The sequence below is a fragment of the Magnetospirillum sp. SS-4 genome (genome assembly GCF_902729425.1).
Classification (GTDB): Bacteria; Pseudomonadota; Alphaproteobacteria; order Rhodospirillales; family Magnetospirillaceae; genus Phaeospirillum.
The window spans coordinates 3,005-25,222 of the sequence record NZ_LR746533.1 but is presented as its reverse complement, the minus strand read 5'-3'; the positions used below and the strand labels follow the sequence as shown (position 1 = coordinate 25,222).

General features: G+C 64.4%; 25 protein-coding genes. 20 read left to right on the top strand and 5 right to left on the bottom strand.

What is annotated here, in order from left to right:
• The first annotated feature begins 451 nt into the window (after window positions 1-451).
• Window positions 452-772, top strand: coding sequence for a hypothetical protein (locus MTBSS4_RS21935; RefSeq protein WP_173985511.1), 321 nt, complete (start codon window positions 452-454; stop codon window positions 770-772).
• A gap of 49 nt (window positions 773-821) precedes the next feature.
• Here MTBSS4_RS21935 and mamC read toward each other — a convergent pair whose 3' ends face one another.
• The 4 genes from mamC to mamG form a co-directional block, all read right to left on the bottom strand.
• A complete protein-coding gene (mamC, locus tag MTBSS4_RS21930) occupies window positions 822-1,196 on the bottom strand; it encodes a magnetosome protein MamC (RefSeq protein WP_173985510.1) in 375 nt (124 codons plus the stop codon).
• 31 nt (window positions 1,197-1,227) lie between these two features.
• On the bottom strand, window positions 1,228-2,166 hold the full coding sequence (gene mamD / locus MTBSS4_RS21925; protein ID WP_173985509.1) for a magnetosome protein MamD: 939 nt from the start codon (window positions 2,164-2,166) through the stop codon (window positions 1,228-1,230).
• A 123-nt stretch (window positions 2,167-2,289) separates the two neighbouring features.
• Window positions 2,290-2,625, bottom strand: coding sequence for a magnetosome protein MamF (mamF, locus tag MTBSS4_RS21920; RefSeq protein WP_173985508.1), 336 nt, complete (start codon window positions 2,623-2,625; stop codon window positions 2,290-2,292).
• Window positions 2,626-2,639: 14 nt separating this feature from the next.
• A complete protein-coding gene (mamG, locus tag MTBSS4_RS21915) occupies window positions 2,640-2,951 on the bottom strand; it encodes a magnetosome protein MamG (RefSeq protein WP_173985507.1) in 312 nt (103 codons plus the stop codon).
• A gap of 351 nt (window positions 2,952-3,302) precedes the next feature.
• Between mamG and MTBSS4_RS22845 the strand changes: the two genes are divergently transcribed.
• The 5 genes from MTBSS4_RS22845 (at window position 3,303) to MTBSS4_RS21895 (ending at window position 7,093) form a co-directional block, all read left to right on the top strand.
• Window positions 3,303-3,452: a FeoB-associated Cys-rich membrane protein gene (locus MTBSS4_RS22845; protein WP_368667812.1), complete on the top strand. Its 150-nt coding sequence runs from the start codon at window positions 3,303-3,305 to the stop codon at window positions 3,450-3,452.
• A gap of 173 nt (window positions 3,453-3,625) precedes the next feature.
• Window positions 3,626-4,099, top strand: a complete 474-nt coding sequence (gene mms6 / locus MTBSS4_RS21910) for a magnetic particle specific iron-binding protein Mms6 (RefSeq protein ID WP_173985506.1) — start codon at window positions 3,626-3,628, stop codon at window positions 4,097-4,099.
• A 17-nt stretch (window positions 4,100-4,116) separates the two neighbouring features.
• Entirely contained in the window at window positions 4,117-4,440 is a 324-nt protein-coding gene (gene mmsF, locus MTBSS4_RS21905; protein WP_173985505.1) for a magnetosome protein MmsF, read from the top strand.
• A 215-nt stretch (window positions 4,441-4,655) separates the two neighbouring features.
• Window positions 4,656-5,705: a COG4223 family protein gene (locus tag MTBSS4_RS21900; protein WP_173985504.1), complete on the top strand. Its 1,050-nt coding sequence runs from the start codon at window positions 4,656-4,658 to the stop codon at window positions 5,703-5,705.
• Window positions 5,706-5,707: 2 nt separating this feature from the next.
• Window positions 5,708-7,093 carry a heme biosynthesis HemY N-terminal domain-containing protein gene (locus tag MTBSS4_RS21895; RefSeq protein WP_173985503.1) on the top strand — a complete coding sequence of 462 codons (1,386 nt, stop codon included), beginning with the start codon at window positions 5,708-5,710 and terminating at the stop codon, window positions 7,091-7,093.
• Here the strand turns inward: MTBSS4_RS21895 and MTBSS4_RS21890 are convergent.
• Window positions 7,071-8,219 (bottom strand): DUF445 domain-containing protein, encoded by a 1,149-nt coding sequence (locus MTBSS4_RS21890; protein ID WP_173985502.1) that lies wholly within the window; start codon window positions 8,217-8,219, stop codon window positions 7,071-7,073. The genes MTBSS4_RS21895 and MTBSS4_RS21890 overlap by 23 nt on opposite strands.
• A gap of 280 nt (window positions 8,220-8,499) precedes the next feature.
• Between MTBSS4_RS21890 and mamH the strand changes: the two genes are divergently transcribed.
• From mamH to MTBSS4_RS21820, 14 genes are all read left to right on the top strand, one after another.
• Window positions 8,500-9,786 carry a magnetosome biogenesis transporter MamH gene (gene mamH, locus MTBSS4_RS21885; RefSeq protein WP_254432713.1) on the top strand — a complete coding sequence of 429 codons (1,287 nt, stop codon included), beginning with the start codon at window positions 8,500-8,502 and terminating at the stop codon, window positions 9,784-9,786.
• Window positions 9,787-9,822: 36 nt separating this feature from the next.
• On the top strand, window positions 9,823-10,032 hold the full coding sequence (gene mamI / locus MTBSS4_RS21880; RefSeq protein ID WP_173985501.1) for a magnetosome protein MamI: 210 nt from the start codon (window positions 9,823-9,825) through the stop codon (window positions 10,030-10,032).
• Window positions 10,032-12,209, top strand: a complete 2,178-nt coding sequence (mamE, locus tag MTBSS4_RS21875) for a magnetosome formation protease MamE (protein ID WP_173985500.1) — start codon at window positions 10,032-10,034, stop codon at window positions 12,207-12,209. The genes mamI and mamE overlap by 1 nt, the downstream gene beginning before the upstream one ends.
• A gap of 15 nt (window positions 12,210-12,224) precedes the next feature.
• Complete coding sequence (mamJ, locus tag MTBSS4_RS21870) at window positions 12,225-13,397, top strand: magnetosome protein MamJ (RefSeq protein ID WP_173985499.1); 1,173 nt, start codon at window positions 12,225-12,227, stop codon at window positions 13,395-13,397.
• A gap of 34 nt (window positions 13,398-13,431) precedes the next feature.
• A complete protein-coding gene (gene mamK, locus MTBSS4_RS21865) occupies window positions 13,432-14,475 on the top strand; it encodes a MamK family actin-like protein (RefSeq protein ID WP_173985498.1) in 1,044 nt (347 codons plus the stop codon).
• 55 nt (window positions 14,476-14,530) lie between these two features.
• Window positions 14,531-14,767 carry a magnetosome protein MamL gene (mamL, locus tag MTBSS4_RS21860; protein ID WP_173985497.1) on the top strand — a complete coding sequence of 79 codons (237 nt, stop codon included), beginning with the start codon at window positions 14,531-14,533 and terminating at the stop codon, window positions 14,765-14,767.
• Window positions 14,768-14,817: 50 nt separating this feature from the next.
• Complete coding sequence (mamM, locus tag MTBSS4_RS21855) at window positions 14,818-15,774, top strand: magnetosome biogenesis CDF transporter MamM (protein ID WP_173985496.1); 957 nt, start codon at window positions 14,818-14,820, stop codon at window positions 15,772-15,774.
• On the top strand, window positions 15,775-17,088 hold the full coding sequence (mamN, locus tag MTBSS4_RS21850; RefSeq protein ID WP_173985495.1) for a magnetosome biogenesis transporter MamN: 1,314 nt from the start codon (window positions 15,775-15,777) through the stop codon (window positions 17,086-17,088).
• A gap of 40 nt (window positions 17,089-17,128) precedes the next feature.
• On the top strand, window positions 17,129-19,048 hold the full coding sequence (gene mamO / locus MTBSS4_RS21845; RefSeq protein WP_173985494.1) for a magnetosome protein MamO: 1,920 nt from the start codon (window positions 17,129-17,131) through the stop codon (window positions 19,046-19,048).
• A 27-nt stretch (window positions 19,049-19,075) separates the two neighbouring features.
• The gene (gene mamP / locus MTBSS4_RS21840) at window positions 19,076-19,891 is read left to right on the top strand and encodes a magnetosome magnetite formation protein MamP (RefSeq protein WP_173985493.1); all 816 of its coding nucleotides are present in this window, start codon (window positions 19,076-19,078) and stop codon (window positions 19,889-19,891) included.
• A gap of 34 nt (window positions 19,892-19,925) precedes the next feature.
• Window positions 19,926-20,579: a magnetosome protein MamA gene (gene mamA / locus MTBSS4_RS21835; protein WP_254432711.1), complete on the top strand. Its 654-nt coding sequence runs from the start codon at window positions 19,926-19,928 to the stop codon at window positions 20,577-20,579.
• A gap of 49 nt (window positions 20,580-20,628) precedes the next feature.
• Window positions 20,629-21,447, top strand: a complete 819-nt coding sequence (gene mamQ / locus MTBSS4_RS21830) for a magnetosome protein MamQ (RefSeq protein WP_173985491.1) — start codon at window positions 20,629-20,631, stop codon at window positions 21,445-21,447.
• Window positions 21,444-21,698 carry a magnetosome protein MamR gene (mamR, locus tag MTBSS4_RS21825; protein ID WP_008622632.1) on the top strand — a complete coding sequence of 85 codons (255 nt, stop codon included), beginning with the start codon at window positions 21,444-21,446 and terminating at the stop codon, window positions 21,696-21,698. Before mamQ ends, mamR begins: the two co-directional genes overlap by 4 nt.
• A partial coding sequence (locus MTBSS4_RS21820) for a cation diffusion facilitator family transporter (protein ID WP_173985513.1) occupies window positions 21,695-22,218 on the top strand: 524 nt, incomplete at its 3' end. The genes mamR and MTBSS4_RS21820, both read left to right, overlap by 4 nt.

Sequence of the window (22,218 nt, the reverse complement as noted above, 5' to 3'; positions counted from 1 at the left end):
TGCCTCGGCAATGGCGTGGTTCAAATTGGCCGGGATTTGCCCTTGATGTTGCCATGTATAAATTTTATATATGGGTTGTAAACAGAACAAAGCATTGCGAAAGCAATGTATTTGAATAATACTATGTTTCACTATCAACATCTTTTACTTGCCACCCCCCCCCCCCCCAACGTGTAATAAGGTGGGGCAATCACCCGTCGAGGATATGGGTATTGTGGGAGAGGGTAATGTTCGCTACGAACGTTGGGGGGGCAAAGGCGTTGGCAATGGCGCCGACGGCTGGAAAGGCTGTGGTGATCGGTGTCAGTGCCGGGCTGGGCTGGGGGGTTCTCTCCGTACTCGCCGTGGCGGCATTGGGCTGCGTCTATCTCTGCCGCAGATTCGCCGGGACGCTTGATGAGCCCGTCAGCAGTCTTGAGGCATAGGCCACGATCGTCTCGTTTGCCACGCCATGCGTGACGATGATCTGGCCCGACTCGCGGAAAAAATCGCGCTGGCATGGCCGGGCGGCGACAGTCGGGCCATAACGCAGAAACAGGCGGTCGTTGCGTCGGTGCTCATGACGTTGCGCGAAATCAATGATCGTCGCCAACCGCAGTCCAGCGGAGATGCGCAATCAAAAGCCGCCGACCGGCGGAGCGGGCGTGACACCTCGGTCAGGCTTATCTGCTGTCCCGAGTGCGAAAGCATCATGCGGGATGCCGGCGCGTTGGCTCGGCACCGGCGGTTTTGCGTCATGGGGATGCGCAAGGTCCATCTCGGGGAAGGCTGATCGTTCCGACCATGCCCCCTCGACAGGAGGCCGGTCGGAACGGGTTTCATCAGGCCAGTTCTTCCCGCAAGATGTCTTCGTCGGCTCCCCCGTCCGCAGCCTTGCCGCGGTTCAGTTCCTTCTCGACCAGTTCAACACCGCGATCCCAGGCATATTTGGCGGCGACGCCGGCCACCAGGGCGGTGCCCAGCGACACGGCCAGGCCACCGCCGACGGCGGTCGCGGCCACGGCGGAAAGCGCGGTGGCCAGACCGGCACCGATGGTTTCCTTGCCGGTATCGATGGCCGCTTCGGTGTTGGTGATGCGCTTTTCCTTCAGGAGGCGGGCATTCTTGGCCAGGGCGGCGGCGCCACCGACCAGGGCGCCGAGAACGCCGATGCCGGGAACGGATTTCGCCAGATAGGGGGCAAGGTGAAAGGGCATTACGATGGTCCTTATGGTTTGAATGTCGGTCTCATTCCTGCCCGGCCGCTGCCAAAAGCGCGTCATCGGACAGGTCGGGAGTGCCATGGCGGCGCCGCGCCCAGGCATAGAGGGCGGCGGCTCCGACCAGTCCGGCGGCGCCCAGGATGAACGGTCCCCAGGCGCCGAGTCCCAGGCCCAGGCCCAGGCCCTTGGCCGACAGCATGGCGCTGCCGGTGCCGGCGGCGGTGATGGGGGTGACGGTATTGGCGCCGGCGGCCAGCAGCGATGCGGCCGACCCGGCGCCCACGGCGGCGGCTCCGCCGGTGCCGGTGACGGCGGCCGGAATGAACTTGGCGGCAATGGCGCTGCCGCCGGCGGCCTTGCCCGCTCCGGCCGCCAGGGGCTTCAGCACCAGAAACTTGCCGGTGGTGCCACCAATGACGGGGCTGGGGGCGACGACGAAGGTCTTGCCCACCAGACCGCCGGTCTGTGTCACTGCGTTCTGGACGTTGATGGCGACCAGATCGCCGCCGCCGACCGGGTTGAGATACAGCAGGCCGGCCGCCTTGGTTCCGGCGGCGACGGGGGGCTGGGCGATGGTGAAGGTCTTGCCGGCCAGGGCGGGAATCTGAGCCGCCGCGCCGCCCCCCTCCACCTTCATCATCACCAGTTGCCCGGCGCCGGTGACGGCGGCGGCGGTTTTGGCGCCGGTGACCGGGGTCAGAGCGATCCAGTTGCCGATGCCGCCGATGGTGGTGGGGGTCTTGCCGACAACCACCGTCTTGCCGACCAGAGCCTGCAATTCAGCCACCTGTCGGGCCGCGTCCAGCTTGACGACGATCGGCGCCTGTCCGGCGGCGGTGGGGGTAATGGTGGCGAGATTGGTGGCGGCCGACACCTTGGTCACCGTCGCGGTCTGACCGGCGAGGGCGGAAACCTGGGCCGCCTGCATGGCGCTTTCAACCTTGGCCAGGAGAAGGTCCTGCATCGTGTCTGCCTTTCTTTACGGCGGCGAGAATGCCGCTAAGCGCCTGAAGCCGGTGGCGGCGTCAAGGCGGATGGACCCGATCTGGCACCGCGGTGCAGGCCGGGCCCGTCCAATGGTTTGCGATCAGACGAGTGCGACGAAATAGTTGATCAGCGGCAGACGCCAGGTGCGGCGCAGCGCCACCGAGGCCAGACCCGCGACCGACAGCACCAGCACGCCCATGGACGAGAAGCCGAACAGCCACTTGCCGATCAGCGGAAGGTGCAGGGCGAACATGGCCAGGACGCTCCACATCCACAGGACAAGGCCCTGCTTGGCGTGGAAGTACACATATTCGTCGTCCCGGCTCATCAGCAGCGGGACGAAGCAGAGGATGCCCAGATAGCTCAGGCCCGCCATCAGATAGGAGCGGCAGCCGCAAGGGGCGTTTTCGGTTTCGATCAAGATTGCCTCAGCCATTGTCATGCCCTCGTTCAAGTCGCATCGGCGGTGGCATCAACCTCCGCCTTGCAGTTCTTCAGTTTGCCGACCAGATAGGCGGCGCCCGCCAGCCCGGCGATGCCGAAAAGTACGGGGCCCCAGGCTCCAAGTCCCAGGCCGAGCCCGAGGCAGACCCCCTTGCCGGTCAGCAGGGTGTTGCCGACGGCGGCGGTTCCAACCGGAGAGGCGATGATGCCGCTTCCAACGCCGAGGGCGGCTCCGCCGGCTCCGACCCCCGCGGCGGCCGAAACCTTCGCGGGGGCGGTGGCACCCGCCAAAATCTGCCCTCCAACCTGAGCGGCCATGACTCTACACTCCGAATTTCCTATATGCAGCGCCGATAGGGTAATTGAAACAAGAGCCCAAGCAAACAAAAAATGCGCTGATAATTTGTCTCAACTTCTCTTTGGGGCGTATGATCTAGGGCTGGAGGGCGGCTATGCAGATTATGTCGAATTGTTTTGTGAGAGTGATTTGCAGGTGCATTGCGTGAGGGGCTGTTTGCCGGTCCCGGCCTGCTGATCTTTCGGGTGATCGCGGCGTTCACGGCGGATTGGTTCTTGCGCCGCATGCCCTGAAGCCGCGTTCCCTTTGGATGTTGACGGGGCCTCGCCCGTTGTGGCAGTCCGAAGTCACTATGATCATGAGGTGTTGCCATGATTGATCTTTGGGATGTGACCGCCGTGCTTGCCGTGGTGGTTTTGGCCGGGGCCTGGGCGACCCGGCGTTTTTACCGGGGCAATGGCGGCAGCCTCGGTTGCGGCGGCGGGTGCTGCAAGAATCCAAGGGCCGGAAAGTGCGACTGATTCGCGGCTTCCCTCGGCAAAAGAAAATAATAGTCGGTCGCAACTTCTCCATTATTTGAGAATTCGTTCTCGTAACGTGTTGTCCTCTGCCCTGATCTCATGTTATTCACATCGCTTGTCTGACGGGGGCTGCGTTTTCAGTCCTGCGCTGCTTGATTGTGAGGAGAACCGAGGTGCCAGCTCAGATCGCCAACGGAGTTATTTGCCCCGCAGGGACCCCGGCCGGAACCAAGGCCGCCGCCGCCGCCGTGGGCGAGATGGAGCGCGAGGGCGCCGCCGCCAAGGCGGGCGCGGGCAAGGCCGGCGCCGCCGCCAAGACCGGCACCGCCGCCACCAAGGCGGGCGCGGGCAAGGCCGCAGCCGCCGTTGCCGCTCCGGCGGCTCCGGCCAATGTCGCCGCGGCGCAGGGCGCAGGGACCAAGGTCGCCCTCGGCGCGGGCAAGGCCGCGGCCGGCGCCAAGGTCGTGGGCGGAACCATCTGGACCGGCAAGGGCCTGGGTCTCGGCCTGGGTCTGGGCTTGGGCGCCTGGGGGCCGATCATTCTCGGTGTCGTTGGCGCCGGGGCGGTTTACGCGTATATGAAGAGCCGGGATATCGAAGCCGCGCAGAGCGACGAAGAAGTCGAACTGCGCGACGCACTGGCCTGAACCAGGAGGAGGGGGGAATGACTGAAGCTATCCTTCGCAGTACGCTCGGTGCCCGCACGACGGTCATGGCGGCGCTGTCCTATCTCAGCGTCTTGTGCTTCGTGCCGCTTCTGGTGGACCGGGATGACGAGTTCGTCTACTTCCACGCCAAGCAGGGGCTGGTGATCTGGATGTGGGGCGTGTTGGCGCTGTTCGCGCTGCATGTTCCTGTTCTGGGGAAGTGGATTTTCGGTTTTTCGTCCATGGGAGTTCTGGTGTTCTCCCTGCTCGGGCTCGTCTCGGTGGTGTTCCAGCGGGCGTGGAAGCTGCCCCTGGTCAGCTGGGTCGCCGACCGGATCTGATCTTCGGACTCGAAGCCGCGCATCCCGACGTCTCGCTGTGGCGGTCGTCGGGATGTTTCGCTTTGGGGACCCCCGTCCGGGGATCGGCGGGCCGCCCCGCGGCCGCTTGCGGCACTTATTAATGGCTTGCCAAAAAGGCTGGCGATCATGAAGATCGCGCCAGCGGGTTCTGCCTGCCCGGTCGGCGGCAGCGAAGCCAGTGGAAGCGGAGCCTCATGGATAGCAACGAAAAGGGACAGCCTTCCGGCAAAAGCCGTCCCGGGCGACGTCGGGACGGCGGCAGTCAGGTGGTGGTTCTGTATCTGGCCGTAATCCTGGTGGGCGGCGTGCTGGCCTGGCCCTGGCTGGCGCCGCGTCTTGGAAATCTTCCCGGCCCCTGGGCCACATGGCTGGGCGGCGAGGTCGGCTCCATGGCCGCCGCGCCGCGACCGGCCAGCCTGGACGAGCGGGTGGAGATGCTGGAGGCATCCCTGGGGCCTTTGGCCATGCGGCTGGCGCAAGCCGAGCAGCGGCTGGTCATGGTTGAGGCCATGGCCCGCAAGGCGGAGCAGGAACCGCGCAAGGAGGCGGCCGTTCCCGCCGCCGATCAGGCGCAACTGGCGCGTCTGTCCGCCGAGATCGCCGCCATCAAGGGTGATCTGGACGTCGTCCGCAAGCTGGCGGCCGACGAAGGGGGCGCCACCAAGCTGTCCAGCGCGGTGGAAAAGGCGGAAGCCGCCTTTCGCCGCATCGCCGAGCGCCGCGATCGCGCGCCCCTGTTCCTGGCGGCGCTGGGACAACTGCGGGAAGCGGTGGATCGGGGCACGCCCTATCCCGCCCAGTTGAAGGCCGCCATGGCCCTGGCCGAGAAAAACGGCGCCGACAAGCTGGCGCCGCTGACCATGGGGGCGGGGACCGGGATCGTCTCGCGCGTGGCCCTGGCCGAGAGCTTCCGCATGACGGCGGCTTCGGCGCGCAGGCTCGCCGCCGCCGCCGAAACCGGCTGGATTCCTCCCAATATCCGGCATTGGCTGGGATCGGCGGTGGTGGTCCGGCGGGCGGAAAGCAGCAATGAAGGCCTCGACGGGGCCTTGAACAGCGCCTCCCGGCTGCTGGCGGGCGGCGATCTGGCCGGGGCGGTCACGGTACTGCGCCACGCCGAAGGTCCCGGCATGGTGGCGATCCAGCCCTGGCTGGACGCGGCGGAATTGCGTCTGACCGTGGACGCGGTGTTGTCTGAACTGTCGGCGACGGTCATGACCGTCGCCGCGTCCCGGGACGAGTGACCATGCTGTTGCGCCTCATCGTCCTTTTGATCTTCATGTCGCCGGTGGTGCTGGCCACCTTGTGGTTCTCGGATAATGCCGGGACGGTGCAGGTGGAATGGCTGGGCTGGCATGTGGACACCAATGTCCCCATGCTTCTTGGCATTCTTTTGGTTGTATTTATGGTGTTTTCCGGCTTGGCGAGGCTATCGGCGCTGGTGGCCGATCTGCCCGCCAAACTGGGCAAGTCCCGGCAGGTCCGGGGGCGGGAAAAGGGCATGCTCGCCCTTTTGGCGGCGTTGGACGCGGCCGAAAGCGGCGACGTCGGTGACGGCCGCCGCCTTGGCGCCGAGGCGGCCCGGTTGCTGGACAGTCCCGAGCTTGCCGCTCGCCTGGACCGGTTGATGCCGCGCCAGGCCGTGCCATCGGTCGCAACGTCCAGGCCCGCGCCGACCAAGGGACGATTGTTCGCGAAGAAGCCGCTCGCACCGCCGGCCGTCGAAAGGAAGCCGCCGCCGCCTGTCAAGGCTTCGCCGCCGCCCGCTCCTGCCGCTGTCGTCGAGGCCCCCGTCGTTCCCGCCGTGCCCAACGCCGAGGATGCCGCCGCTTTCGCCGCTAAACTCCGAGACGGGGAGTGGGAGGCGGCCCAGGCATGCATCGAAGCCGCCGTTTCCGCCGGGCGGCTGTCGCCCTTCCTGGCAGCGCGCTGGCGGGCGGTGGTGTTGGAAGGGCAAGCCTGCCGCGAGTCCTCCGATGATCCTGCCCGACCCTTGCTGCTGGCGCGTGAGGCCATGGCCGCTGATCCGAGCTTTCTTCCTGCCGCCCTGCATGTGGTTCGGCTAGAGGTGTCCAATGAGCGCCGGGCCGAGGCCGAGGCGGTTTTGGCTGCCGCTTGGCGGAACGCTCCCGCCCGGATTCTGCTGGAGGCCTGCGCCCCGTTATGGCGTGACGAGGATGCGAACGGCCGGCTGAAGCGGTTCGAGGCACTGGCGGAACTGGCTCCCCATGATCCCGACGGCCACCTTGCCGCCGGGGAGGCGGCTGTTTCCGCCGCCAAATGGGGCGTCGCCCGTCGTCATCTCATGGCGGCGCTGAAGATCGCGCCCGATGCGCTGGGATGTCGACTCATGGCCGAGATCGAGGACAAGGAGCCCGGCGGATCGGAACGGGCGGAAATTTGGCGCCGTCGCGAACGCGAAGCCCCGCCGGCGCCCGCCTGGGTATGCGACTCCTGTGGCGCAACCTCGGAGGCATGGACGCCCTGTTGTTCGGCCTGCGCCGCTGGGGCCACCATCCAATGGACTCGCCCGGCCCACAAGCCTGACAGTCCGCACGTCTCCGAGATTGCGCAGCCGCCTGCGGAGGCCCCGTCCGATGCCGTCGAATCTAGCGCTGAGCCAGTGTCGTGACCGTGTAGATGGCCAATCCCACCAGGCCGCCGACCACGGTGCCGTTGATGCGGATATACTGAAGATCCTTGCCGACATGGCTTTCGAGCTTCTCGATCAGGAACGGGGTACGCCAGCGCATGACCAGATCGGTGATCAACGAGCCGATCAACTCGCGCCGGGGCACCAGCAAGGCTTCGGTGGCGTTGCGGAGCCAGCGGTTCAGGGTCGCCCGCATGGCGGTGTCGTGCTCCAGCCGTTGGCCGATCTCGCGCAGGGCGTTTTCAATGAGCCGCTCCATGGTCTCGGCCTCCTCCATCAGATGGTCGTAGGCGTGGCTTCCCAGCTGAAGGAGATAGGTCTCCAGGGCAGGGTCGTCGAGAACCTGCATTTTGACCTCCTCGATCCGCTGGGCGAAATGCGGTGCGTTGGCCATGCCGTCGATGGTTTCGCGCACGAAGAGTTCGAATTTCAGCCGCCAGGGATGGTCATGGGCGGTCAATTCCTCCAGTGACCCGTCGATGCCGTGGGCGACGCCCTGGGCAATCTGGGTCTCTACCCACAGCGGCAGCCATTCCGGACATTCCTTTGCGACCTTGGCGCGAATGAAGGACCGGTTTTGGGCGACGAAGGAGCGGGCCTCGGTCACCAGATGATCCAAGACGGCGTGGTGATAGCCGCGCCCCACCATGTAGGATAGAATGTCGGCCATGCGCGGGGCGGTGATGGCGGTATCCACCACTTTGCGCAGGCCGCCGCCGATGGCGCTCCGCCACCTTTGCTGGCCGATTGTGTCGACGATGGGGGGAAGCGATCCGGCGATCCGGGCGGCGATCATGGTCGCCGTCTCCGGCTGGGCCAGCCAGCGCCCCAGCCGTCCGGCGGCATCTAGTTCCTCCAGCCGCTGGGCCAGCGCCTGCGACGCCAGCAGGTTGTCGGCGACGAACCGGCCGATGGCGGCGGCGATCCGGCCGTGATTGCGGGGAATGACGGCGGTGTGGGGGATGGGAAGCCCGAATGGATGGCGAAACAGGGCGGTGACCGCGAACCAGTCGGCGATGCCGCCGACCAGGGCGGCTTCGGCGAAGGCCCGCACCGGCGCCAGCCACGGCCAAGTCCCCCCCCCCCAGACGGAAAATGCGAACACAGCGGAGATCAAGGCAAGCAAAGCCGTAGCGTAAGTCCGCATGCGGGAAAGTCCGGCATGTTGCGTTCGATTATCGTTATCTTCCTGTGAAAAGAGCATCTGATCCGAATCCGAGGGCGGCGGCAGGAAATCGTGACTTTTTGTTTCGAGCATGTGCACGGAATCCGCTGAAGGCGGCGGATTGCGGGGTACCTTCGTATGAACCCTGTGTTTATGTGTTGTCAACCGCCCCCGACTCGCTGTTATAGTCCGACCGAATCGGAGGTGACGGGTGTCTCGAGTGGAAACAGCCGCGGCAGATGTTGAAGTGCGCCAGCACAACGCCCTTTATTTGCTGTCGGCGTTGTGCATGGTTTTCATGACCCTGGTGGTTGCTATTCAGCCGCTGTTTCTGCGAAACGTTCTTAATATCTCCTTTGAAACAGCCGGCGCCGTCAATGCCAATGTGCAGGTGGTGACCGAGGTTCTGGATCTCTTCATCTTCGCCTATCTCGGCTACCTGTCGGATCGGATCGGACGGGTCAGGATCATCGTGGCCGGTTTTCTGGTCGCCGCCGTCGGCGCGGTGATCGCGCCGCTCAGCCCCTGGATCGGCGGCGCCTCCATCGGGGCGCTGGTCGTTTATTACGTTTCGCGGGTCATCATGTCGGCGGGTAGCGGCGCGGTGTGGCCGCAACTGTCGGCCTTGGCCGGGGATTTCAGCGACGACGGCAACCGGGCGCGCCTGATGTCCAACACCGCGTTCATGATGGCCTTCGGGGTGACGCTGGTCTACGCCATTTTGATGCAGATTCCGCCCCATGCGGGCATCGCCGTGACTATGCTGCTGACGGCGGCCGTCTCCCTGGCCGGTGCCTGGCTGGCGGGAAAATTCCTGGTGGATGTCGCTCCGCGCACGCAAGAAACCTCGGTTCCCTGGCGGGCGGTCTGGAGCTTGGTGAAGGCGGAGCCCCGCTTGCGCTTGGCTTTCGCCAGTTCTCTGTTCGCCCGCAGCGACATGGTGTTCGTCGGGCTCTTCCTCATGCTGTGGTTTATTTACTTCGCCGATCTGATCAAGGTCGGGCAGGCCGAGGCGGCGGCGCGGGCCGGAATGCTGATCGGGCTGATGGGGGCGGTGGTCATGCTCTCGATTCCGGTCTGGCGGTCTTTTATCGAGCGTTTTGGCCGCATTCAGGCGGTTCTGCTGGGGATGGTGCTGTCCGCCTTGGGATTCATAATGCTGGGTTTCATCATCAATCCGTTCGACTGGTTTATCGTACTACCCATCCTGTTGATTGCGTCCGGGCAGGCGGGTTGTTTTGTGGCGCCACAAATATTAACCGTTGATTTCGCGCCTAGGGATTTGCTTGGGTCTGTGCTTGGCGCATTCAATGTTATTGGGTGTATTGGTGTTATTTTCTTTGTTCAGGTCGGTGGGTTTTTATTTGATTATATTGGCCCGCCTGCGCCTTTTGTCTTTACGGGTGTTGGAAATTTGATTATATCGGCGTATGCACTGCGCCTGCTGAAACGCGAGGTTCGTGACGTGGGCGGGGGCGACGCCCCAGGGGACGACGGGGTGGCGTAGCGCCATTCGCTCTGCATCAAGACTGGAGTAACGTTTATGCCAAGCGTGATTTTCGGACTGCTGGCGCTTGCCCTCGGATTGCTGGGGGTGACGGCATGGTGGTGGTCGGTGACCGAGTTTCTGCGCGGAGCGGTGCCGGTGGCCCTGATCGTCTTTGGCTTGGTCGCGCTGGCCGCCGGGGTGCAATCCGTGCGGTTGCCTCGTTCCAACAAAGGGGCCGCTTCAGACCCTGACATCGATGGTTGATGGCCATGTTCAATGGTGACGTAGAAGACGGCGGGCGCGGCGATGCTTCCTGCGGCAAGGATCTGAAGCGCTATCTGATGCTCATGGGCGTGGTCGCCCTGGTCGTCCTGTTTGGCGCCTTCATTTACCGGCAGTCCTCGGGCGGTCTTCGTCTCGGCGCCATGCTGGAGCAGATGGGGCGGGGCACCGGCCCTGCCGTCAATGTTCCGGTACAGCAGGGCGGGCCGTCGGCCGCCGCCAATCCGGCCATGTCGGTTCCGGCCGGTGCCCGCGTGGCGCCACCCTCGGCCGCCGGCGCCATCGCGACCATGCCTCCCATGGTGGATTTCGGACCGGCTCCCGTTGGGGCCGGGGGGCCGTTCTCCAGCGTCGTCACCTTGCTGCGCAACAGCGTCGTCGCCGTCACCGCGTCTTCGGCCAACGGGCAGGCCATGCCCGACCCCCTGGGTCTAGCCAATCCCGACGGGCTGCCCCGTTTCGCCAATCCCGCCACCCGGTCGGTGGAAAATATCGGCACCGGCGTGATCGTCCGCAACGACGGCTTCATCGTCACCAACTATCATGTGGTGCGCGGCGCCAATTCGGTGTTCGTCACCGTGCAGGACGACGTGGGTTCGACCCGCTATTCCGCCGAAATCATCAAGATGGACGAGGCTCTGGATCTCGCCCTGCTGAAGGTTGCCCCCAAGACGCCGTTGACCGCCGCCGTTCTGGGCGACAGCGACGCCGTGCGGGTCGCCGACGAAGTGATCGCCATCGGGACTCCCTTCGGTCTGGACATGACCGTCAGCCGCGGCATCATCTCCGCCAAGCGCAAGTCCATCGTGATCGAGGGCGTCACCCATTCCAATCTGCTGCAGACCGACGCAGCCATCAATCAGGGCAATTCGGGCGGTCCGCTGGTGATTTCCAACGGGACGGTGGTCGGCATCAATACCGCCATCTACACCCCCAACGGCGCCTTTGCCGGAATCGGATTCGCCGTGCCCAGCAATCAGGCCCGCCTGTTCATCCTGGATGAAGTGGGCTGGTTGCCGACCTCCACCGCCGAGGGGGCGTCCATGGGCCTAGTGGCCATGCAGCGTCCCATGGGCGGTGGCGTGGGCGCGGCGGGTCCGGCCATTCTCGTCGGGACTCCGGCGCCCCACGCCGATGGCCGGCAGAACATGGATTGCACCACCTGCCACGATCTGATTCCGGCCGGAAACGGGCGGCAGGCGCCGATGATGCCCATCGCCGCCCCGATTCCGCCGCCGCCGATCCCCATGGGCGCCGTCTCGCCCCATACCGATGGCCGCCAGAACATGAACTGCGCAAATTGCCATCAGATGCTGGGTGGTGCCGCGCCCATCGCCGCTCCGGGACCCGGCGGGGGGGCTTACCGCTTCGCGCAGCCGCCGGGAAGCCTAGCCATCAATATCCAGGGGCCACGCGGCGGACAGCCGGCCGCCGCCGGAACCAGACGGGTCACGCTACTGGGGGCCGCTCTTACTCCCATGTCGCAGCGCCTAGGGGGGCAAACCGGCGTGCCGGCCGGACGCGGAGTATTCATCTCCGGCGTCACTCCCAATACCCCGGCGGCGACGGCGGGACTGCGACCCGGCGACGTCCTGCTCAAGGTGGATGGTCGTCCCGTCCGCCTGCCGGAGGAGGTCTCGGCCATTATGGCCGAGATGCATAGTGGCCGTTCGGTGCGCCTTGGCGTCTTGCGGGATGGCGACGTGCGCAACATGACACTGATCGCGGGCCCTGCCGGTCTGACCGCCGCGGCGGTCCAGGCTCCGGCTGCGGCCGACGTGACACAGGCCCCCATGGGCGGCTTGGCCCCCGGCGTAGCCGCGGCTTCCGGTGGTCCGGGCGTCATGCCCAAGCCTCCGACCGAGTTCAACTGGCTGGGCATGGAGATCGAAGCCTTCCAGGCTCCACGTCCGATCACCGGCGTGCCGGGAGCGGTTCCGGTCCCCGGGGCCAAGGGAGCCATGGTCGCCGAGGTTCTGGCCGGTTCAAGGGCAGCCGTCGCGGGGCTTCAGGCCAATGACCTCATCCTCGAGGTCAACAATCGGCCGGTCGCCGGTCCGGCTCGTCTCGACGCAGCCATCAAGGGCGCGACGAACGCCGGGCAGCAGATTTTGCTGAAGGTCAACCGCAGTGGCCAAGAATTCTGGATTGTCCTTTGATGGTGGAGCGGGATAATGGCGACTAACCGGCGGGATCGCGGCAAGGGTGACGGAAGCCAGGACGAGGACCTGCTGTCGGGCGGCCGAATGCCGTCGGAGCCGGAGATCGTCTCGGTGACGGTCTATCCCTCGCCGACCTTGGCAGCACAGCCAGCGCCGGCGCCGCAAGGCGACATTTGGGTCAGTTTGCTGGAAAGTTCGCCCTGGTCGGCCAATCATGGCGGCCGGGTCGAAGCTGCCCAGCCCCCCCCCGCACTCGCCCGGCCTGCGGAGTCAGCCTCGGTTGGCGATCTGGTCAGCCGCTGGTCTCAACCGATATGGCGGACGCCTAGCCGCGTCGAGGAGGCCGAAGCCTCGGAGAGCAATTTCGTCATCGAGTTGGAGGCGTCCCAGCCGATCACTTCGGATATCACGGTGTCCGTCTCCGATCTGGTGATCGAGGTTCAGCCGATCCAGACCACCGAAGCCGAGCCGGAGCCCGAGCTTCCGGTGGCCGAGCCCGAGCCCGAAGTCGTGCCGGTGGAGGTTGTGGCCGAAGCCGAGCCGGAGCCCGAGCTTCCGGTGGCCGAGCCCGAGCCCGAAGTCGTGCCGGTGGAGGTTGTGGCCGAAGCCGAGCCGGAGCCCGAGCTTCCGGTGGCCGAGCCCGAGCCCGAAGTCGTGCCGGTGGAGGTTGTGGCCGAAGCCGAGCCGGAGCCCGAGCTTCCGGTGGCCGAGCCCGAATTGGTTCATGAGGCGGCTGTTTCCGAGCCGGTGGCCAAAAGCATCGAGGACGCGGTGGCGGTTCCCGCCCCGGCGACCAATTTCGGTCTTGCCGAACTGATGCAGGCGGCTGCGGCCATGGCCCCGGTTTTGCCCTCTTCCCCTTCCGTTGCCCCAGCGGCCAAGCCCGTCCGAGAGCCCGTAAAGAAGAGGAAGGCTCCGCCGGTCAGAAAGAAGGCCGCCACGGTTCAGGACGTTCCCGTCGAAGACCTTCTCGGTGGAATTTTCGGGATCGGCGGTTCGGCTGTGCGTAGTGTCCTCAGTCTTGGTGCCGAGCTCATTGGCGGTGTGGTCAGGGGGGGGCGCGTCATCGGGAACAACGTCGCCGCCGGTACGCGCCGGTTAACGGGGGCCGCGGAAGGGAGTTGCGGAACTTGCTCCACATCGCAATGCGATTCGGGGGACAAGAAAAATAGTCGGCAGCCGTGAATTGGTTATTTAGCACGCGAACGGAGTGACAAAAATGAGTGAAGGTGAAGGCCAAGCCAAGAACAGATTGTTTCTTGGCATCGACCTTGGGACTTCCCATACCGCGGTGATGTCGAGCCGGGGCAAGAAGTTCCTGCTGAAGTCGGTGGTTGGATACCCGAAGGATGTCATCGGTCTGAAGTTGCTCGGCCGCCCCTATGTGGTCGGTGACGAAGCCTTTGAGATGCGCTCCTACCTGGATGTCCGCTATCCGCTCCAGGATGGCGTGCTCAGCGAGATCAGTGACCGCGACATTGAGGTGGCGCGCCATCTGCTGACCCATGTGGTGAAGTCCGCCGATCCCGCCCCCAATGACGAGATCTGCGCCGTCATCGGAGTGCCGGCACGGGCATCGGCAGCGAACAAGGCGCTGCTGCTCAAGATGGCCCAGGAAGTGGTCCATACCGCCCTGGTGGTGTCCGAGCCGTTCATGGTCGGCTACGGCCTGGACAAGCTGATCAACACCATCATCGTCGATATCGGTGCCGGAACCACGGATATCTGCGCCCTGAAGGGCACCGTTCCCGGACCCGAGGATCAGGTCACCCTGACCAAGGCCGGCAATTACGTGGACGAACGGCTCCAGAACGCCATCCTGGAACGTCATCCTGAATTACAGATGAACGTGAATGTCGCTTGCGCGGTGAAAGAGCAGTTCTCCTTCGTTGGTACGCCGACGGAGGTTGCCTCGTTCGAGTTCCGCGCCGCCGGCAAGCCCGTGCGCGTCAATGTGACCGAACCGGTGAAGGTCGCCTGCGAGGCGCTGATGCCCGATATCATCGAAAGCATCGAGACGCTGCTGCGCTCCTTCCAGCCCGAATATCAGGCGTCCGTGCTGCAAAACATTGTGTTCGCCGGTGGCGGCTCGCGCATTCGTGGATTGGCGCCGTACGTCAGGGAGAAACTGCGCCCCTTCGGTGATGCGGAAGTGACCTGCGTGAAGGATCCCACTTTCGACGGCTGCCGGGGTGCCCTCCGTTTGGCGGAAGAGCTTCCGCCGCAGTATTGGCGTCAGCTTGGAGACGTCTCCGGCTCGTGACGGGGGGAGAGTTCGATATGCGGGACGGGGATACGCGGCAATCTAGGACAGTGGCATGGTAAGATTGATCGGATCGTTGGTGTTCGGCGGGTTGATCGTGCTGTTGGCGTCGTCCAACGCGCATATGGTCGAAACCCGCCTGGGACCACTGGCGATGATTGCGCCGCATTTCGTTGTTCTGGGCATAACGTTTTTTCTCGGTTTCGCCATCGGCATCATCTCTGTGATGGTAAACGTCATGAAGCAGCGTAAGCAGAAGGCGCCGGGAAAGAGCATCGTCATCAAGCGCTGAATCCCTTTGCTTGAGTTGAAGGCGGGGACGGGGCTTTGGAGTGAGTAAGGATGAGGAAGAGCGGTTGCACGGTCTGCAGCAGGAGCATCGGTTGGGTCGGCCTGGCCGTGAACACCGTGCTCATGGTCATGAAGGCGTTCGTCGGCCTGATCGGCGGGTCGCAGGCCATGCTCGCCGACGCCATGTATTCGCTGAAGGACATGCTGAATGCGTTGATGGTGGTGATCGGGACCACCATCTCGAGCAAGCCCCTTGATGCGGAACATCCCTATGGCCATGGCAAGGTCGAATTCATCCTGTCCATGGTGGTCAGCGTCGTTTTCATCGGGCTGACCGGCTATCTGCTGGTCCACGCCGTCCAGATTTTGCTGGATGAAAGCATGCACCGCACCCCGCATCTGATCGTGCTGTGGGCGGCGCTGGTTTCCGTCGGCGTCAATGTGGCCATGTATTTCTACTCCCGCTGCGTCGCCATCGAGACCAACAGTCCCATCATCAAGACCATGGCCAAGCATCACCATGGCGACGCCACCGCTTCGGGGGCCGTGGCGCTGGGTATCATCGGCGCCCATTACCTCAACATGCCGTGGATCGATCCGGCGGTCGCCCTGTGGGAAACCATCGACCTGCTGCTGCTGGGCAAGGTCGTCTTCATGGATGCCTATCGCGGCCTGATGGACCATACCGCGGGCGAGGCGGTGCAGAACCGCATCGTCGATACGGCGGAGCGGGTCCCCGGCGTGCGCGGCGTGATCCATCTGCGCGCCCGCTATGTGGGGCAGGATATCTGGGCCGACATGATCATCGGCGTCGACCCCGAGTACACGGTGGAGCAGGCCCACGAGATTTGCGAGGCGGTTCAAGCCGCGGTCTGCGGCAAGATGCGCCGCATCGAATCGCTTCATGTCAGCGCTGAGGCGCGGGAAGCCGGAGATACCAGCAGGCCGACCTTCTCGGAAGAGCCGCTGACTTACGATGAAGTCATGTTGTCGAAGGTGGATAATTAGGTGATCGGTTTTCTCACCCTTGCCGTATTTGTCGCGACGTTCGCCGTCATCTATCGGTGGGCGGAGGGTAGCCATCTGGCCGTTCTGGCCGGGGCGGCGGCATTGGTGGTGATCGGAACGGTCAGCGGCACCTACACGCCGATCATGGCGCTGCGGTCCGTCTATTTCGAGACCCTGGCCCTGATCTTCGGCATGGCGGCCATTTCCGCCCTCCTGGCCCGCTCCGGCGTCTATGCCTATCTGGCGGCGGGAACGGCGGAACTGTCACAGGGCCAAGGGCGCTGGATCTTGGTGATGATGGCGCTGGTGACCTACGGGATTTCGCTGGCCAGCAATTCCTTGGTGACGGTGGCTGTGGTGGTTCCGGTGACCTTGACCGTGTGCTTTCGCACCGGCATCGACCCCGTGCCGGTCATCATCGCCGAGATCGTCGCCGCCAATCTGGGCGGGGCCTCGACCATGATCGGCGACTTCCCTAACATGATTCTGGCCTCGGCGGGCAAGCTTCACTTCAACGATTTCATCGCCGGGATGATGCCCATCTGCCTGATCTTGCTGGCGGTGATGCTGGTCTTCTTCGAGCGGCGTCTGGGCGATTGGAAAGGCGCGGAAATTCCGGTGGATCCGGTCTGGGTCCAAGGGGAGGCGTTGCGCCACCGCGCCATCGACAGCCGGCTTTTGCGCTATGGACTGATCATTTTCGGCGTCACCGTCGCCGGTTTGATCCTGGCGGGGCCGCTGAAGGTGCGGCCGGGCTGGATCGCCTTTGTCGCCGGGGTGACAGCGCTGGGACTTGGGCGCTTCAAGGACGACGAGTTTTTCTCGGCCTGCGGTGGCACCGACATCTTGTTCTACGGCGGCCTGTTCGTGATGGTGGGGGGCTTGACCTCGGTGGGGATTCTCGACTGGGCGGTGAACTGGCTCGAAGGAATCACCGCCGCCCATGACCGCGTCCGCGCCATCTTGCTGATGTGGATGGCCGCCGCCGTCACCATTTTCGTGGGCGGTGGCACATCGGCGGCGGTCTTCGCCCCGTTGGCGGCGACGCTGCGCCTGGACGGGGACGGTCAGGCGGCCTGGTGGGCGCTGGCGCTGGGCATCATGGCGGGGTCGGTGGCGGCGCTGCCGGGCGCCACCGCGGGATCCCTGGCCATGACTCAATATTCCGGCTTCGTGAAGCGGCATCCGGAACTGGCATCCGCAGCCGCCGCCGGTCTGCAATTCACCCACCGGGAATATGTCCGCTGGGGCATGCCGCTGATGGGACTCTTCTTGGTGTTGGGGACCGTCTATATCGCGGTTCTCGCGGGATGAGAGATGACGACAGGAACCCGAATGAGCTTGGAACACAGCCATGATTGAAGTCGGCGAAACCATGGGCGATCTGCCCACCAACAAGATCGTCTTTTGCGAACGGTCGTGGAAGACGCCTGTCTCGATCCTGGCCTTCTTGATCTTCGTGACCTTCGCCTGGGGGATCTACCTCCTGGACCATTACGACGAGGACGATAATTTCCATGGGGCCGACGATCTGTCGGTGGGTCAGTTCCTGGTGCGCAACATCGCCATGCCGCATGTGCAGCGGCTGTATCACACGGTTCCCCCTGCGGTGGTCGGGGTCGGCGGCGGCGGGGTCAATGCCGGTCCGGTTGCCTCGGGGGCCATCGTGGGGGCCAACGGTTATGTGATCACCACCTTGCATTCGGTATCCAATCTGCCGGAGATTTCGGTCCAGGTGGCGACGACGGGAGGAATCCGGCGCTTTCCGGCCCAGGTGGTGAAGACTATTCCCGGGCATGATCTGGCGCTGCTGAAGATGCAGACCACCGAGAAATTCCTGCATTTCCGCATGGCCGACGTCCAGACGGTGGTGCCGGGCCAGCAGGTGTTCGCCTTCGGCCGCAACATGGCGGGGGCGCCGCTGGTGCGCCAGGGTCTGGTGCAGTCGGCGGATGCGCCGCTGGCGGTGGGAACCACCCGGATCACCCATCTGCTGCGCTCGGACGCGGTCTATAGCTGGGAACAGACCGGCGGCCCGCTGGTCAATGCCCAGGGCGATCTGGTGGGCATCAATATCGCCGCCACCGGCCCGACCGGCAGGGTGGAAGGCTTCACGGTCCCGGCCCAGGTGATCGTGTCCCATCTTCAGGACGTCGTTCGCTTCAAGACGGGTGCCACCGCTCCCGCCGTTTCCGGCCAGGCTCAGACCCAGACGGTCGCCGCCGGGTCCTCCAACTGGTGGTCCAAGGCCCGGGCTGTGGTCGGGGGACCGACCGCCATTCCGGGGATGGGCATGAACGTCGTCCAGGGCAACGCGGTGCAGGGCCGTGCCGCGCCCTCGATTCCCTCGGGCATGCCCTTCATCGACACGGACCATGTGGGAGGCGCCAAGATCGGCGGATATTCCATCGCCGACATCCTCGGCTTGGTGATGCTCGCCCTGGCCGCCGGCGTCACCGGCGGCATGATGACCATGGGCGGCGGGGTGCTCCAGGTCGCCGGCATGATGGTCTTCTTCGGCTATGGCATGTATCTGATCCGCCCGGTAGTCTTTCTGACCAACGTGGTGGTGTACGGCGCCGCCTCCTTGCGCAACGACAAGGCCCAACTGGTCCAGTGGGACAAGGTCAAGCCGCTGATTCCCTGGGGCGTCGGCGGCGTGATTCTGGGCTATTTCATCGGCAACGCCATCGGCGATTCGGTGGTGGGCGTTCTGCTGGGCCTGTTCGCCCTGATCATGGCGGGCAAGGCGGTCGTGGAAATTCTTCAGCCCAATGCCGGCGAGGAAACGGCCGAGGCCATTTCCGCTGCCGGGGCCGAAGACGAGATGGACGAGCTGATGGCCATGGCCGACGGCGCTGCTAGGCCCAAGGCCGGCGGCGTCGCCCTGTCGGAAGGACCCGTCCGTTCGGCGGTGCTGGGGCTGCCCATGGGGCTGTTCAGCGGAATTCTCGGCATCAGCGGCGGCGTTATCGAGGTTCCGTTGCAGCGTTATGTGGGGCGCATCAGCCTGCAGAACGCCATCGCCAACAGTTCGGTTCTGGTCTTCTGGGCCTCGGTGGCCGGTTCGGTGGTGGCCTTCTTCCACGGGGCCAGCACGGGACTGATCCACTGGGAAGCGCCGGTGACGCTGGCCCTGGTGATGATTCCCGGCGCCTATGTCGGCGGCATCGTCGGTGCGCGTCTGATGCGGGTCTTGCCGGTGCGGGTGCTGAAGGGCGTCTATGCGGCGACCATGGCAGCCATCGCTCTTAAGATGCTGACCTCGGTGTGATGATCATGGTGTTGGGATTGGCCGGACATGAATAGCAAGGTCGCGCTTCTGGTTGCGGGGCTCGTCATCGTCCTGGCGCTCGTTATCGGGCGGCAGGGGGCGGTCGCGCCTCAGGCCATGAATGCGCAGTCCCAGGCGATGGTCGCGGCGCCGGTGGCCTTTCCCCAGACCATCAATCCCCAGGCGACCAATGTGGCCATGCCGATGGAGCCCGATCCCGCCGCGGCGGGGGGGGCCTCGGCGACGATGGAAGCGCCGCTGCCCAATTTCGTTCCGCGCAAGCTGAAGGTGTTCGAAGGGCATTGGCAGGGCATGGACGGCCGCCTGATGACCGAGGAATTGGCCCGAAAGCTGAACTACCCACGTGGCCTGCAGGGAGTTCTGCTGGGCGAGGTCACGCTGAACGCGGCGTTTTCCGGGCTTCTGGCCGGCGATATCGTCGTCAGGATCGACGACACCCCGGTGACCGACATGGAGAGCTTCAAGGCGGCGAGCCGGATTGTGGCAAACCGCTCTGAGGCGCGGATCAGCGTGCTTCGCAAGGACAGCCGGCCGGGTGCCCCGGTACTGCGCAAGCTGACCATTGTCCTGCGTGAGGCCGAGGGCGGCTTGGGATTCGCCCAGTTGGAAGGCGCGCCCATGATCCAGGCGGGCGACCCCCGTCCGCACGGCTATCGCGGCGCCTGCACCGACTGCCACCCCATCGGCCAAGGGTTCGAGTTGACCCCCGATCCGGATCTGATAAGCCTGCCCCCGCCGCCGATCACGCGTGAGATGGTCGCCCGGGCCGTCAGTCCCCACGAAGTGCGTGGGCCGTGCGAAGCCTGCCACGTCATAAAGTGATCAGAGCCACCTGATTAGGATTTTGGAGAACAGTATGTCTAGCAAGCCGTCGGATATCCTTGACGAGGTCACTCTTTACGCCCACTACGGCCTTTCGGTGGCGAAGAAGCTCGGAACGAACATGGTCGACGCCTTCCGCGCCGCCTTTTCCGTCAATGATGACATCCGTCTGGTCTATTACCGCGACAAGGGCATCTCCCATGCCAAGGCCGGTCGCTATTCCCAGGCAGTCATGCTGCTGGAGCAGGTCTACGACGCCGACGCCTTCGATGTGGATGTGGCCCTGCACCTGGGGATCGCCTACGTGAAGACCGGCGCCGTCGATCGCGGCATCGAACTGCTCGAGCGCTCCCTGACCGATGCGCCCGATAACATCAAGGTGGCGACTGTTCTCGGCCTGACTTACGTGCAGGTGCAAAAATACGACTTGGCCGCTCCGCTGCTGGTCAAGGTGGCCGAGGCCAATCCCGTCAATTTCAACGTCCGCTTCCGTCTGGGCGTGGCCCTGGACAATCTCGGCCGCTTCGACGAAGCCATCGACAGCTTCAAGATCGCGCTGGGTCTGCGTCCCAATGAAGGCAAGGTGCATCGCGCCATCGCCTTCAGTTATGAGCAGATGGGCCGCCATGAGGAAGCCTTGCCGCATTTCAAGAAGGCGAATGAACTTGACGAGGGGGCCTCTATCTGAGGCCCTATGAGGGGATTATCCTCCACATGACGCGGATGGTGAGACGGATATGGCATTAGGCGATGCGAATGTGGGTTCGGCCCCGGAGGTCGAGTTCAGCGCGCTGCAACGGGTGAAGCAGTCGGAGGAGCTGCTTGCCCAGTTGTACGTGATCGAGGAGGCGCCGCGTCGTTTGGGGCGTGGCCCGGTGCACGTTCTGATGGTCATTTCGGTTTTGTCGGTTGTTGCGTTCATCACGACCTTGCTGATGCGCTACAACTCGTTTGTGACGATGTCGGAGGAGGCGCAGGCGAAGCGTTCGAATTACGAGGTCATGACCCAGCGCCGGGACAATTTGTTCGGCAATCTGGTGAAGCTGACGCTGAACCACGCGGCGCTGGAGCACTCGATCTTCTCGCACACGTCGGACAAGCGGACCGAGGCGGTCGAGGCGGGGAAGGGCGGTCCTGTCGGTTCGGCGCTGGAACAGTTGATGAAGCAGGGCGGGATCGGCAAGCTTCTGGGCGATGCGGGGGGCGGCAAGGCGCTGCTGGGGGCGGATGGCGGCTTCGGCAACGCGCTGGGTCGCCTGATGGCGGTGGTGGAGCAGTATCCGACCATCCAGTCGGTGGACACCTACAAGCACATGATGACGTCGCTGGTGGAGATGGAAGACCGGATCGCGGCGCGGCGGGAGGATTACAACGGGGCTGCCTCGGCCTATAACATCGAGATCACCAAGTGGCCGTGGAACTATCTGGCCTTCATCACCGGCTTCAAGCGGGCGGAGTATTTCCAGGAGAAGCCGGCGGGGGACACGCCGATTATCACGCCGCAGCTGTTCCAGGAACTGTTGCCCCTCAACCATGCGCAGGACGTCAAGAAATGATCTGGACGGCGGTGATCAAGGGAAGTGCGCTGGTGACCTTCGTGCAGGGCGCCATGGTGCTGGTGGACAAGATCTTCGGCGAGGAGATTTTGCCGCACCGGATCTACAGCAGCGCGGAAGCCTCGCAATTGCTGGGGATGGACCGTCTCGAGGTGCTGGGCCTGATTCGTTCTGGGACGATCAAGGCGAAGAAGGTGGGCGATAATTATCGTATCCTGGGCTCCAATCTTGTGGATTACATGAACCGATGAAGTTCGAAAATTGCAGGGATTGCCGCGAGGAAGTGGTGTGGTGGGCCTTTACCGCCGACATCTGCATGACCCTGTTCAAGGGGGTCCTCGGGCTGATGAGCGGCAGCGTGGCGCTGGTGGCGGATTCGCTGCATTCGGGGGCTGACGTGGTTGCCAGCGGGGTGACCCAACTCAGCTTGAGGATTTCGAACAAACCGGCGGACGAGCGCTATCCGTTCGGCTACGGCAATATCCAGTACATCTCGTCGTCCATCGTGGGCTCGCTGCTGCTGATCGGCGCCAGCTTCCTGATGTACGGCTCGGTGATGAAGCTGATCTCGGGAACCTACGAGGCGCCGAGCATCTTCGCGGCGGTCGGGGCGTCGGTGACGGTGATCGTCAACGAGCTGATGTATCGCTACCAGATTTGCGTGGGCAACGAGAACAACAGCCCGGCCATCATCGCCAATGCCTGGGACAACCGGTCGGACGCCATCTCGTCCGCGGCGGTGATGGTCGGCGTGATCGCCTCGGTGATCGG